This window comes from Vulgatibacter sp. (genome assembly GCF_041687135.1).
GTDB lineage: Bacteria > Myxococcota > Myxococcia > Myxococcales > Vulgatibacteraceae > JAWLCN01.
Genome location: NZ_JAWLCN010000016.1, coordinates 15075 through 29510, shown reverse-complemented (window position 1 = coordinate 29510; position 14436 = coordinate 15075). Strand labels below are relative to the sequence as shown.

At 72.1% G+C, this 14436-nt stretch carries 7 protein-coding genes; all 7 read left to right on the top strand.

The features are described from left to right. Positions 1-79: 79 nt before the first annotated feature. The 7 genes from ACESMR_RS23080 to ACESMR_RS23050 all read left to right on the top strand — a co-directional run bounded on the left by ACESMR_RS23080 (position 80) and on the right by ACESMR_RS23050 (position 14395). Positions 80-2395: a hypothetical protein gene (locus ACESMR_RS23080; RefSeq protein ID WP_373049497.1), complete on the top strand. Its 2316-nt coding sequence runs from the start codon at positions 80-82 to the stop codon at positions 2393-2395. Positions 2396-2452: 57 nt separating this feature from the next. Beyond that, on the top strand, positions 2453-4435 hold the full coding sequence (locus tag ACESMR_RS23075; protein ID WP_373049496.1) for a hypothetical protein: 1983 nt from the start codon (positions 2453-2455) through the stop codon (positions 4433-4435). A gap of 87 nt (positions 4436-4522) precedes the next feature. Next, on the top strand, positions 4523-5755 hold the full coding sequence (locus ACESMR_RS23070) for a phosphoribosyltransferase (RefSeq protein WP_373049495.1): 1233 nt from the start codon (positions 4523-4525) through the stop codon (positions 5753-5755). Positions 5756-5876: 121 nt separating this feature from the next. Next, complete coding sequence (gene selB, locus ACESMR_RS23065; protein WP_373049494.1) at positions 5877-7847, top strand: selenocysteine-specific translation elongation factor; 1971 nt, start codon at positions 5877-5879, stop codon at positions 7845-7847. After that, the gene (locus ACESMR_RS23060) at positions 7844-11920 is read left to right on the top strand and encodes a GAF domain-containing protein (RefSeq protein WP_373049493.1); all 4077 of its coding nucleotides are present in this window, start codon (positions 7844-7846) and stop codon (positions 11918-11920) included. The genes selB and ACESMR_RS23060 overlap by 4 nt, the downstream gene beginning before the upstream one ends. A gap of 2 nt (positions 11921-11922) precedes the next feature. Beyond that, positions 11923-13332 (top strand): sigma-54-dependent transcriptional regulator, encoded by a 1410-nt coding sequence (locus ACESMR_RS23055; protein WP_373049492.1) that lies wholly within the window; start codon positions 11923-11925, stop codon positions 13330-13332. A gap of 679 nt (positions 13333-14011) precedes the next feature. Continuing rightward, positions 14012-14395, top strand: coding sequence for a response regulator (locus tag ACESMR_RS23050; protein ID WP_373049491.1), 384 nt, complete (start codon positions 14012-14014; stop codon positions 14393-14395). Positions 14396-14436 lie beyond the last annotated feature (41 nt).

Below are 14436 nucleotides of genomic sequence, written 5' to 3'. Positions count from 1 at the left end.
CACGGTTTGACCTTCGCGGGCAGCTACCGGATGATTCCGGGCACTCCAACCGGCTTCACCGAATCATCGAGAGGAATCCATGCGCACCCACGTCCCGTGGTACGTGCCCATGTTGCTGCTCGTTGTTGTTGCTGCATGCGGCGGCAGTGGTGGCGGTACCCCGAACCAGAACCCCGATCCCTGCGCAGGCGTCACCGCGACCTGTGCCACCGACGCGGACTGCAGCGGCGGAGCCACCTGCTCCGGCTGCGGCGTCTGCGAAGGAGGCGAGCCGGGATGCTCGACGCACACACAGTGCGCCGAGGGCAAGCGCTGCATCGAGGGCGCCTGCGCCCCGGGTGGCTGTACCGAGACGAGCTGCGGTGATGCCGAGGTCTGCAACCCGTCGACCCGCCTCTGCGAGGTGCGGGACTGCAACCGCGACGGCTGCCCGGGCGATCTGCGCTGCAAGCCCGAGGCGGGTACCTGCCACGAATGCCTGCTCAACTCCCATTGCATCGACGAGGCCAGCCCCTGGTGCGACGTCTCCACCGGCACCTGCGTCGGCTGCCGCGGTGATCCGGATTGCAACGACAGCGCCGCGGGCAACACCTGCCGCATGGCCGACCAGGTCTGCGTCACCTGCCTCGACGACGGCGCCTGCAACGAGGCGGCGCCCCGCTGCGATGCCGACGGCCAGTGCCGGCAGTGCATCGAGGACGCCGACTGTCCGGGTTCCCGCTGCCTCGAGAACGGGACCTGCTGGGCAGGCCCGGTGGACGGCGAGACCTGCCGCGAGGACGGCAGCTGTGCCGCCGGCTTCCTCTGCATGGAGGGCGAGAACGTTTGCAAGCCCGCGTGCAATCCCTTCGAGCCCGCCTGCCCCACGGGGCGGGTCTGCACCATGCTCGAGGCGGACGGCAGGCTGATCGTCGAGGACGGCGTCCCGGTGGCAGCGTGCCTGCCGGACGCCGGCGGCGCCCCTGCCAACCGTGCCTGCGACAAGGACGAGAACGCCTGCCGCGTCGACCTCTACTGCATGCCGGACACGCCGAGCACGGGCTTCTGCCGCCGCTACTGCGATCCGAGCGGCCCCGACACCTGCGGCACCGGCCTCTCCTGCCACGAGGTGCCGATGGGCGGCGCCATGGTGGGCGTCTGCAGCCCCTCGACCTCGTGGATGCGCTCCTGCGTCCGCGACACCGACTGCGCCTTCAACCAGGGCTGCAAGCCCCTCGACGACGGAAGCGGCGTTCCCGGCGGCCGCTGCGACTGGAGCCCCGGCAACGCCAGGGCGGCGGAGGCCTGCGACGACGACGGCGATTGCCGCTCGGGCTTCTGCTTCGCCCTCGACGGCGCGGGCAACGGCCATTGCTTCGGCGGATGCGCGGGTGACGCGGACTGCACCGCCACCAACGCCTTCTGCGCCGAGCTGCCCCTCTCCCTCGACGACGGCACCACCGGCGGCCTCGCCGCCTGCCAGCCCCGCTGCGCCAACGACGCGGGCTGCAGCGCCTTCGGCGATGCGGTCTGCAACGTGGTGCAGGTCGGCGTGAAGCTCGAACAGGGCTGCACCGCGCTGGGCGGTCCCTCCGACGCAGGGGGCGGCGACTTCTGCACCGCCGACGACGGGTGCGCCACCGGCACCTGCATCGACAACGCCCGGGGCGAGGAGCCGGCGACCGCGGGTTTCTGCCTCGGCAGCTGCTTCGACGCTGGCGACTGCAGCGTCGACACCACGTGCAGGGAGGTGGCCTTCCGCACGTCGCCGGATCGGGCGGAGCCCGAGACCTGGGATACGGCCCAGGTCTGCTGGGGCGCCTCCTGCACCGGCGACGCGAACTGCCCCGAGGGCCGGGCCTGCACCTTCGAGCCCGATCCCCGCAACCCCACCGCAGCGCTCCGCACCTCGTGCAACCTCGCGGTGGGCGAGCTGCCGGCGGGATCCGCCTGCACCCTGCCTTCCAGCTGCAGCACCGGCACCTGCGAACGCCCGCAGCGCACCTCGTGGTCGGTGACCAAGGAGAATTGCACCAACGGGTGGAACGACGACTGGTGGCAGGACTCCGCCGCCGACTGCTCCGACACCGATTGCATGGCGATCTATCCATGCGCCGCCGCTGGCGAGCGCTGCGACGATGGCATCGACAACGACGGCGACGGCCTCGCCGACTGCCAGGACCCGGACTGCAGCAACCAGAGCACCTGCGCCGAGATCTGCACCGACGGCATCGACAACGACGGCGATGGCCTCGTCGACTGCGACGACGGCGAGTGCGCCTTCCTGCAGAGCTCGGGCTGCAGCAGGAGCATCTGCCTCGGGCCCTGCGCCACCAGCGCCGACTGCGCCTACGGCACCAGCTGCAGGCAGCGCACCATCGGCGGGCTGACGCTCAACGTCTGCGATCCTGCCTGAAGTAGCACCGGGGCCCCGTCACCGGCGGGGCCCCGCACCATCTGCGAGGGGAAATTCATGCGACACGTGCTGCTACCGCTGCTTTCGATCCTCACCCTGCTGCTCGCCGCCTGCGACGGGGGCGGTGGCGGCACCGTCGATCCCTGCGCCGGCGTCACGCCGGAGTGCACCAGCGACGCCGCCTGCAACCCCGGGGCGAGCTGCGACGAGTGTGGCCGCTGCATCGGTGGCGGCTGCGCCATCGACACCGATTGCGGCGGCGGGCAGGTCTGCACCGCGGGTACCTGCACCACGCCGACCGGCTGCACCGGCAACGACGATTGCGGCGAGGGCGAGGTCTGCGAGGCAGGCGCCTGCGTCGCCGGCGATTGCACCGAGGTCGGTTGCCCCAGCGGGCTGCGCTGCCGCACCGAGGACGCGCTCTGCGTCGAGTGCATGGGCAACAACCACTGCATCGACGGCGCGCGGCCCTGGTGCGAGCTCGACAGCGGCACCTGCGTGGGCTGCCGCGGCGACGGCGATTGCGACTACGATCCGGATCGCACCCGCTGCACCGAGGCGCTCACCTGCGTGCAATGCCTCTCCAACGACGACTGCGACTTCCCCACGCCGAAGTGCCGGGAAGACGTCGGCGTCTGCGGCACCTGCTCCACCGACGCGGACTGCCCCGGCTCGTTCTGCCGTGAGGACGCCACCTGCGACCTCGGGCCCGAGGAGGGCGAGGCCTGTGCCGCAGGCGGCGCCTGCGCCCCGGGCTTCGCCTGCGTCGGCGCGACCTGCAGGACCGTCTGCGACCTCTACGCCTCCGACTGCCCCGCCGGGAAGGCGTGCACCGCCGTCGCCCGCGAAGGCAGGGTGGTGATGAACGACGACGGCTCGCCGGTCGCAGCCTGCGTCGACGCCTCCACCGGCGCCGGCCGCGACCAGCCCTGTAGCAGCACCACCGGTTGCGCCGCTGGGCTCTTCTGCCTCCCCGAGTCCGCGACGGAATCGAGCTGCAAGCCCTTCTGCAACCCGGACGGCACCGGGGCGAGCTGCGGCGGCGGCGACGAGTGCATCGCCTTGAGCCTGGGTGAGAACGGCGAGGCGGTCGGCGTCTGCAGCACGCCGAGCTCCTGGTTCGATGCCTGCACCACCGACCTCGACTGCGACGCGGGCCAGGGCTGCGCTCCCTCCTACGAGGACGGCGTTCTGATCGGCCGCTGCGTCTTCACCACCGGTACGGGCACGGCGCTCTCCCCCTGCGACGACGACGCCGATTGCCGGTCCGACTTCTGCGTGCCCTTCGAGAGCGGCAGCTCCGCCGGCTTCTGCTTCGGCGGCTGCGACACCGACGCCGCCTGCAATGGCGAGGGCTTCTGCTCCGAGTACCTCTTCACCGTGGGTGTCAGGACCGTGCCGATGAACGGCTGCAGGGCGGGCTGCCTGTCGGATGACGAGTGCGCCGAGTACCCCGGCGCCATCTGCGGCATCGGCGTGATCGAGGAGCAGCTGGTGGGCATCTGCACCATGCCCGACGGCGCTGCCGGTCCCGGCGATTTCTGCACCAGCGACGCAGCCTGCGGCACGGGGATCTGCTTCGACAACGGCGTGGTCGGCCACCCGGCGGACGAGGGTTTCTGCCTCGGGCCCTGTGGCAGCGACGTCGATTGCGGGCCGGACACCGCCTGCAGGCTCACGGCGCTCAACATCGGCACCAGCACCGCCCCGCGCTACGACACGATGGAGATCTGCTGGGGCCTCGAGTGCACCGGCGACGCCAGCTGCCCGGAGGGCTGGGCGTGTGGCTTCGACGCGGAACCCGCCGACCCCGCCAACGACCTGCGCCCGAGCTGCTTCCCGGCCTACGGCGCGGGCCTCGCCGGCACCAGCTGCACCACCGATCTCGACTGCCGCACCAACCAGTGCCGGAGCTGGGGCGTCGACACCATCTGCCTCGGTCCCTGCCGGACCGATGCCGACTGCACTGCGGAGGGGACCGTGTGCGAGCTCGTGATGTTCACCAACACGGGATTGCTGGGGGTCTGCGCACCGCTCTGATGTTGCGCGGCCTACCTCCAATCGACTACGTAGACCGCAAGGGCCGCCCCTCGGGGCGGCCCCACATCCAGGACAGCGACGAGGTGCATGGTGGGGCGGCAGGAGACGCGGCGCGGGGGAACGTCGGCCTCGAGCAAGGCGACGACGAAGCGGGTGGGCTCGGCGGGCAAGGCGAAGGCCGTTCCGGAGAGGGAGACGGCCAAGGCACGCACCAGGGTGGACGGCGCAGCCAGGACGAAGGCCCGGGCGACGCCCGAGTCGGAGACCGCCAAGGCCCGCACCGCCGCAGGCGGCGGCACCGCGGCAAAGAAGTCGGCGCCCCGCAAGGCGGCACCGGCGGCGAAGGCCGCCGCAGCGAAGGCCCCCCCCGTCGCAGCGAAGAAGAAGGCTGCCGCTGCACCGAAGGCAGCCACGACGGCCAAGAAGAGCGCGGGCGGGAAGGCAGCCGCTGCGGCGAAGAAGCCTGCCAAGGCAGCCCCCGCGGCGAAGAAGCCGGTCGCGGCGCGGGCAGCACCCCGTGTGAAGAAGCCCGCTGCTGCGAAAGCAAGCCCCGCCGGGAAGCCCGCCGCCCGTGGCAAGGCCGCTGCAGCGAAGGCCGGAGCCGCGAAGCCGACGCGCGCCCGGAAGACCGATACCCCGCTGGCGCCGGAGGCCCTGCCCCGCATCCGTCGCACCGTCGATCGCCCAGCCTCGACCCGGCAGCGTCCCACCCGCGCCCCGCGGGATCGCTCGGCGCTGCAGGAGCCCGGCCTCCGGGAGCTCGACTGGCAGCACATGGCCGAGACGGCACGGACCCTCGCCCGGCAGGTGGCGAAGACCTGGTCGCCGGAGCTGGTGATCGGCGTCGCCAAGGGTGGCGTCTTCGCCGGCGAGGAGGTCGCCACCACCCTCGGCCTCGACTTCTACCCGGTGCGGGTGGGCAAGCGCAGCCGCGACGCCGGCGCCAGGGCCCCGGCTGCTGCGGCGTCGATGCCGGCGCAGGCCCGCGGCAAGCGCGTCCTCGTGGTCGACGACATCGCCGGCAGCGGCGCCACCCTCCGTGCAGCGGTGGAGGCGGCCACCGCCGCCGGCGCCAGCGAGGTCCGCACCGCGACCCTCGTGATCCGGGCGGGCGGCTTCCAGCCCGACTTCTCCTGCCTGGAGACCGCGGATCTGGTGGTCTTCCCCTGGGATTACGAGCCCTCCCCCGGTGCCGTGGGCTCCGCCTCCACCGATGCCGAGGACGAGGAGGAGGCGATCAACGCCCTTCCCTTCGCCGACGACTTCGAGGAGGAAGAGGCCGAGAACGACGAGGACGACATCGACCAGTTCGGCGTCTGAACCAGCGGCACTCGCGTGGAACGGCGGGAATGGTCGAGGGCGCCCGGCGCTTTCACCCTGACCGCCGTTTCGCCGTCGGAGGGCTACGCTCGAAGCCTCGCGAGGCCCCAGCCGAGGATCCATGCGCAGAGTCGTCATCGGTACAGCCGGACACATCGATCACGGCAAGACGGCCCTCGTCCGCGCCCTGACCGGCATCGACACCGATCGGCTCAAGGAAGAGAAGCAGCGCGGGATCACCATCGAGCTCGGCTTCGCCCACCTCGATCTCGGTGACGGAACGGTCGCCGGCCTGGTGGACGTGCCGGGCCACGAGCGCTTCGTCCGCGCCATGGCCGCAGGGGCCGGGGGGATGGATCTCGCCGTCCTCGTCGTCGCTGCGGACGAGGGGGTGATGCCCCAGACCCGCGAGCACGTCGACATCCTCCGCCTCCTCGGCGTGCGCACCGGCGTCGTCGCCCTCACCAAGGCCGACCTCCTCCCGGGCCTCGGGGCCGAGTGGCTCGATCTCCTCCACGCCGACCTGGCGGACGTCTGCGCCGGCACCATCCTCGACGGCGCCCAGCGGGTCCTCTGCTCCGCACGGACGGGCGCCGGGCTGGACGACCTGGTCGCCGCCCTGCGCCGCGCAGCAGCAGGAGCCGAAGAGCGCCCCACCGACGGCCCCCTCTACCTGCCGGTGGATCGAGCCTTCACCATCCGCGGCTTCGGCACGGTGGCGACCGGCACCCTCCTCTCCGGCAGCGTCGCTGCCGAGGAGGCGATCGACCTCGTCCCCGCCGGCTCCACCGGACTCCGGGTGCGCGGCGTCCAGGTCCACGGCGCCCCGGTGGAGCGGGCCTTCGCCGGCCAGCGGGTGGCGGTGAACCTGAGCGGCGTCGAGGCGCAGCAGATCGAGCGCGGCATGGTCCTCGGGGCCCACGGCCAGCTGCCCCCCACCCCGATGCTCGACGTGGAGCTCTCCCTCCTCGAGAGCGCGCCGCGGGCCCTGGCCCACCGGAGCAAATGGCTCCTCCACGTGGGCACCGCGCAGGTGCCGGCCACCGTCTCCCTCCTCGATCGCGAGGCGATCGGCGCCGGGGAGACCGCCCTCGCCCAGCTGCGCCTCGCGGCGCCGGTGGCGGCGCTGCCCGGCCAGCACTTCATCCTCCGGGGCTTCGCTCCGATCCCTGGCCGCGGCCACACGGTGGCAGGGGGCAGGATCCTGGCGATCCTCCCCCGCAAGCATCGCCGCGGCAGGCCCGAGATCGCGGCGGGCCTCGCGGTGCTGCGCGAGGGGGATGCCGCCGCCCGGATCGAACGCATCCTCGTCGAGGCAGGTGCGGCAGGCCTCGACGCCGGTGCGCTCGCCGTGCGCACCGCCCTGCCGGCGAAGGCCCTCGCCCGCAGCCTCGAGCAGCTGGGCTCGCGCGGCGCCGCCCTCTGCTACGACCGGGAGCGGCGCGCCTGGGTCGCCACCTCGATCCTCGATCGCCTCGCCCGCAAATCGATCCTCGCCGTGCAGCGCCACCACGAGGAGCAGCCCCTGGCCCCGGGCCTCCCCCGCGAGGAGCTGCGCGCCCGCCTCGGCCTCGCCGATCCGAAGCTCTTCGCCAGGCTCGTCGGCCTTCTCGGCGAGCGGGGCATCGAGGCGGTGGGTGAGCACCTCTCGCAGCGGGGCCGCAAGGCCGGAAGCGGCGCCACCGACCAGGCGCTCCGCGAGCGGGTCCTCGGCCTCGTGCGCGCCGGGGGACTCACCCCGCCCGCGGTGGCGGAGCTCGCCGCTGCAGCAGGCGAGGAGAAGGAGCGGCTCCTCGCGATGCTCAAGCTGCTGGAGGGCGAGGGGCTGGTGGTCCGGGTGAGCCAGGAGTTCTTCTTCGAGGCGACCGCCGTCGGCACGCTGCGCGAGCGGCTCGTCGACTTCCTCCTCGCCAACGAGGCGATCTCCACCCAGGAGTTCAAGGAGCTCGTCGGTGCCACGCGCAAATGGGTGATGCCGCTCGGCGAGTTTTTCGATCGGGAGAAGGTTACCTTGCGCGTCGCCGACACCCGCCGCGTCCTCCGCGGGGATCGGGACACGTGGCGCGAACGGCGCGAAGCAGGTGCAAGGTGATTGTCGAGCGCACGAGCCGCCAGCCGATCGGAGTGCAGGACCTCGTCGAGGCGCTGCCGGCGGGCCTGGTCCACGCCCGCGACGAGCGCGTGGTCTATTGCAACGAAGCCTTCGCCGCGATGCTGGGCGAGAAGGCGGAGGACCTCGTCGGCAGGGACTTCTTCTCGCTGGTGGCCCCCGAGCACGAGCGGCAGGCGCGGGAGCGCTACCACCTGCGCCAGCACGGGAGCGCCGTTCCATCGAGCTGGGAGCTCGAGCTCAAGCGGAGCGACGGCACCACCCGCCGGGTGGAGCTCGAGCCGAGGGCGATCGCCCCCGGCGAGCACATCGTCCTGGTGCGCGAGGTGGGCGCCACCCTGCGCGACATCGAGCTCGCCAACCGGCTCTCCGCGCTGGCGCTGCGGCTGCAGCGGGAGCGGAGCCTCGAAGCGGTGCTGCGGGCGACGCTGCGCGGCCTCGAGGAACTGGGCATGCGGATGCACGCCTTTCGCTACGAGGACGACGCGCTGGTTGCCGATTCCGTGACCGACGCGACCAATCCCCGGCTGGCGGCGGTCTTCCGGGAGCACCTCGCCACGACGCTGGGCGGCTTCCGCTTCGTGCACCCCGACGAGAACTTCTTCCGCCGCCTCTTCGAGGAGGGACAGGCCGTCTACCTCGACGACGTGCCGGCCAGCCTCGTGCACAGCGTCACCGTGGCCCGGGGGGAGGCGCCCTCCGCGGCGCTGCGGCAGGCGCTCGCCGAGACGAGCGCACGCAAGGGCGTGATGGCGCCCCTCTTCGTCAGCGACCAGCCGTGGGGCGCGATCTTCGTGGGCTCGGACGACCTGAGCACCCGCGACGCGGCGACCGTCGCCCTCTTCGTCGCGCAGGTGGCGAGCGCGATGGAGGTGGCCCGCCGCATCGACGAGCTCGGCAGGGCCAACCGGGGCCTCCGGGCGATCCACGAGGTGGCCCGCGCCGGCACCGAGCAGGAGCTCGCCCGCGTCCTTCCGCGGCTCCTCGAGGTGGCAGCGAACGCCACTGCCAGCGATCGCGCCGCGATCTTTCTCCAGGACCACGAACGCGGCGAGCTGGTCCTCGGGGGCAGCCACGGCATCTCGTGCGAAGTCCTCGAGGAGCTGGGCCGGGACAGCGTCTCCGCCCTCAATCCCTTTGCGGACGTGCTCCAGCGGCACCGGCCCGTGGTCCTCGGCGGCCTCGAGGAGGGGAGCGTACGCGAAGCCCTGCTTCTCCCGCTGCAGGTCCACGGCAGGCTCTGCGGCGTGCTCTGCCTCGGCCGCGGCGACGAGCGCCCCTACGACGAAGAGCAGGTCCGCGCGGTGGAGCCCATCGCCGCGCAGCTCGCCATCCAGGTCGAGAACGCGCGCCTCTACTCCGAGACGCGCCGCCGCCTCGACCTTCTCTCCGTGCAATACGCGCTCAGCCGCACCATCGCCGGAACCCTCGAGGAGGGCCCGCTCGTCGACGGCGCCCTCGCGCTCCTCACCGATCGCCTCGGCGCCGACGCCGGGTGGATCTACGCGAGCCAGGAGGATCGGCTCGTGCTCGCGGGGCAGCGGGGCCGCCAGGGCCAGGACATTCGCGCCGCCTGCGGCTCCGAGCTGCCCCTCGACGTGGGCAGCGTCTGCGGGCGAGCGGCCCTCGAACGGCGCTCCCTCAGCCTCGACCTCGAGCTCCAGCAGGAGCACCTCTCACCTGCGGCGCAGGCGCTGGGCATCCGCCACCTCGTGGCCATCCCGCTCGTCGTCGAGGATCGCCTCGTCGGCACCTTGAGCGTCGGCCGCAGGGGCCCCCACGGCTTCCGCGACGAGGAGCAGCAGCTGATCGAGAGCTGCGCCGTGCAGCTCGCCGTCGCCATGGAGCGCACCCGTCTCTTCTCCGAGGAACGGCGCCGCGCCCAGGACCTCTCCCGGCTCAACCAGCTCGGCGGCCTGATCGCCCAGCAGCTCGAGCTGCCCGCGCTCCTGCCGGTCGGGGTCGAGCATCTCGTGCGCCTGGTCGACGTCAGCCACGTCTTCCTCTCGCTCCTCGAGCCGGACGGCGGGCCGCTCCGCGTCGTCGCCTCCAACCTGCGCGAAGCGGGCGTCTTCGACATCACCCTCGATCGAGACGCGCCCTCCGCTGCTGCTGCGGCGGTGCGCGAGATGCGCCCCGTCCTGATCGAGGATGCCCAGCGGGATCCACGCGCCTCCCGCTCGCTGGTGCTGCGCTTCGGGCACCGGAGCCTCCTCGCGGTGCCGCTCATCTCCCGCGGCGAGGCGATCGGCTCGATCGTCCTCGCGGAGACCCGCGAGGGCCGCCGCTTCCACGGCCCTGCGATCGAGCGCGCGGTGGCGATGGCCAACCAGCTCGCCGCTGCGATCGCCAACGCCCGCCTCTTCGAGGAGGAGCGCCACCGCGTCCGCGAGCTCTCGCTCCTCTCCGAGCTGGGCCGGATCGCCTCGGGAACACTCCAGCGCGAGGTGCTCCTCTCCGAATGCCTCGGCCACATCCGCTACGCGCTGGGCTTCGATGCAGGGGCCGCGTGGACGGTGCAGCGGGGCGGCCTCGAGCGGGCAGCGGCGCAGAGCCGTGCGGATGACGGCGCCGAGGCGTCGCCGCTTCTCGAGGCGGCTGCGCTGCGGGCGCTGGAAGCTGCGGCGCCCACCGGCGAGACGTCGCCGAACGGGACCTCGGTCTGCGCACTGCCGCTGGTGGCAGGCGCGGAGGTCGGCGGCATCCTCGCCTTCTCCCGCAAGGGCAGGCCGGTGAGCGACGCGGAGCTGCGCACGCTCGCGGCCGCTGCCCCGGAGCTGGGCGTGGCGCTGCAGAACGCGCGGCTCTTCGACGACGCGAGGCGCCGGGTCGAGGAGCTGCGCCTCCTCCTCGACATCGGCAGGGCGATCACCGGCTCGCTCGACCTCGATCAGATCCTCGAGACGTCGGCCAACACGCTCACCCGGATCATCGACGGATCGAATACCTTCATCCTCCTCCTCGACGCGGGATCCGGTGTGCTCCACGGCGCCGCCTGCTCGAATCCCGCCTGGCGCGACGATTTCCGCGGGACGCGGATCCGTCTGGACGAGATGAGCATCGCCGCACGCTGCGTGCGGGGCAGGACGCCGCTCTCGGTCAACGACGTGGCGCGCTCCGACTACCGCGACGCGCCCCGGGTGCGCCTCTACGCAGAGAAGAGCGTGCTGGCGCTGCCGCTGCTCGTCCGCGGCGAGCCGATCGGCGTCGTCCTCGTCGACGACACGCGCCAGCCGCGCGACTGGCAGCCGGCGGAGATCGAGCGCGCGGCCCTCGTGGCGCACCAGGTGGCGGTGGCTGTTGCGAACGCCCGCCTCTACGACGACTTGAAGCGCAGCTATGGCGAGCTGGCCCGGACCCAGGAGGAGCTGGTGAAGCGCGAGCGGCTCGCAGCCCTCGGCGAGCTCTCGGCGGTGGTGGCGCACGAGGTCCGCAACCCGCTGGGCGTCATCTTCAACTCCCTCGGATCGATGCGGAAGCTGCTCCGGCCCACCGGCGATGGCGCCATGCTCCTCGACATCGTCGAGGAGGAGGCCGACCGCCTCGACCGGATCGTCCGCGACCTCCTCGACTTCGCGCGGCCCCACGAGCCGGCGCTGGAGCCCGAGGTGATCTCCGATCTGCTCGCCGACACGTTGCACGCGGTCCACGGCGATCGCGTGCCCGCCGGGGTGCAGGTCGACCTCGCCGTCCCCGACGATCTCCCCCGGGTCCGCATCGACGAACGGATGATCCGGCAGGTGCTCCTCAACCTCTTGCTCAACGGCATGCAGGCCATGCCCCGCGGCGGCACGCTGCGGATCCGGGCCGCGGTCGAGCAGGGCCAGCGGCCGATGGTCCGGATCGAATTCTCCGACGAGGGCACCGGCGTGCCGCCCGAGCTGGCGCCGCGGATCTTCCAGCCCTTCTTCACCACCAAAGCCGCGGGAACCGGCCTTGGACTCGCCGTGGTCAAGCGCTTCGTCGAAGCGCACCACGGCACGATCACCTTCCAATCCCGGCAGGGCGAGGGAACGACCTTCACCCTGCGCCTGCCGGTGGACGAGGCAGTCTGAGCATGGACACGGGGGAAATTCGCAATGCCGAGCAGCAGGGCCCATCGCAGAGCCGGGCCCGGGTGCTCGTCGTCGACGACCAGCGCAACATGCGCGCGACCACGGCGATGGTCCTCCGCCAGGAGGGCCACGAAGTCGCCGAGGCAGCCGGCGGCGAGGAGGCCCTTCGCCTCCTCGAGCGCGAGCCCTTCGATCTGGTCCTCACCGATCTGCGGATGGAGCCCATCGACGGTCTCGAGCTGCTCCGCCGGATCTTCGAGGTGGCGCCGATCACCCAGGTGATCCTGATGACCGCCTACGGCACCATCGAGAGCGCCGTCGAGGCGATGCGGCTCGGTGCCGCCGACTACGTGACCAAGCCCTTCAAGGAGGGCGAGCTGCTCGTGCGGGTCAACAAGGCCCTCGAGAAGCGCCGGCTGCTCCACGAGGTGGGGCTCTTCGCCGGTGAGTTCCGCGAGCGCTACGGCCTCGAGAACATCGTCGGCAACAGCGCCCCGGTGCGCGAACTGATCAGCCGCATCGTCCGCGCCGCGCCCTCGGAGACCACCGTGCTGATCACGGGCGAGTCGGGGACGGGCAAGGAGCTGGTCGCCCGGGCGATCCACGCGGCGAGCCGGCGGGCGGGCAGGCCCTTCGTCCCGGTCAATTGCGCGGCGATCACGCCTTCGCTCCTCGAGAGCGAGCTCTTCGGTCACGCCAAGGGCGCCTTCACCGGCGCGCTCAAGGCCCGGCGCGGCCTCTACGAAGAGGCAGAGACGGGCACCCTCTTCCTCGACGAGCTCGGGGAGACCGACACCGCCTTCCAGGCGAAGCTGTTGCGCGCCCTGCAGGAGAAGGAGATCCGCCGGGTCGGCGAGTCCCAGCCGGTGCACGTCGACGTGCGGGTCGTCGCCGCCACCAACCAGGACCTGAGCAAGGCGGTGCAGGAGAAGCGCTTCCGCGAGGACCTCTTCTACCGTCTCAACGTCGTGCCGATCCGGGTGCCGCCGCTCCGGGAGCGGATGGGCGATCTGCCCCTGCTCGCCGCCCACTTCCTCGCCCGCTACAACAAGCGCCACGCCAGCCGCAAACGGCTCACCGAGTCGGCCCTCGACAAGCTCCTCTCCCACGACTACCCGGGCAACGTCCGCGAGCTGGAGAACCTGATCGAGCAGGCGGCGGCGCTCTCCACCGGCGAGGCGATCGATCCCGACGACTTCGACTTCGCCCGGCTCGAGGAGCGGAGCGCCGCCGGCGGGGAGCTGCGCCGTCTCTCCGACGTGGTCGACGACGCGGAGCGGGCTGCGATCCAGGCCTCGGTCCTGCGCCACCCGGGCGATCTCGCCGCGGTGGCCCGGGAGCTCGGGATCTCGCCCACCACGCTCTGGCGGAAGATGAAGCGCCTCGACATCGCGTCCGATGCTGCCCGTTGAGGGTATGGGAAACGGGTGGAGGGCCCCCGCCTTTCAGTTCTGCAACACTGCATCGCAGGACTGAAAGGCAAGCGCAGGGCAGGGCCACACCAAAGCGGCCCTGCGGGGCCCTCCAGCGGAGACTGGCCCGTGGCACGGTCGCTGCAGTAGATTCCAGACGAAGCGCGGCGTCGGGAACCAGAGGTAGGTCCCCCCCCGCCACTCATCCTGAAGCCCGCTTCCTCGTGAGCGGGCCTGGCGCATCCCCCCCCAGCGCCAGGCCCGCTCTTTTTTTGCCCAGCCGCCGAGGCGCGGCTGCGGTCCCCACCCCCGTGGTTGTCCCGAAAGACGCACCAGCCCGGTCAAACCCTTCAGGGTTCTGCACCGCCATGTCACTTTTTCCCGCCCGAGCCGGGTGGTGCCTGCCCCGACCGCTTTTCAGATCTGCAAGGTCGGCTCGCAAATCTGGAAGCAGCGGAAGGCGTGCGGCGCGAGGGAGCGGGGGATTTTCCCCCTTTTCCGCGGGATCGAGGTGCTGGCACGCCGACTGCATTCTCATCCAGGCGAAGCACGGCGGCGGCGCCAGAGTACGGTTCCCCCCCCACCACTTCGGTGCGCCGCCGGCTTCGTTTTTGATCCCGGAGGCTCGGCGCTATCCCCCCCAGCGCCGAGCCTTCGACTTTTCAGGGGCCGCTTCCGGATGGCAACTTCCATCCTGCTCGTGGACGCTGACGCCAACTTCCGCCGGGCGCTTCGAATCGCCCTGACGTTGGATGGTGTGGCCGTGGGCGAAGCCGCCACGCTCGACGAAGCCCGCGCCGCCCTCCAGCAGCAGCGCTGGGATTGCGCCCTGGTCGATTTGCTCCTGCCCTGCGGCGAGGGCGCCAGCGTCCTCGAGCTCCTCGAGCAGGTCTCGAACCTCGGCGTCGTGGTCTGCAGCGCCCATGCGGAGCTCCTCGCGAGCCACGTCGGCCGCCACGTCGTCCTCGAGAAGCCCTTCTCCCCGCAGGCCCTCCTCGGCACCGTGGGCCGCATCCTCGGCAGCGCCGCAGCGCAGCCCTGCTCCGCCGTCGAACGGCGCTAGCGCCGCCCCCCCACGACGCAAAAACGCGCCGGAAGCCCGAG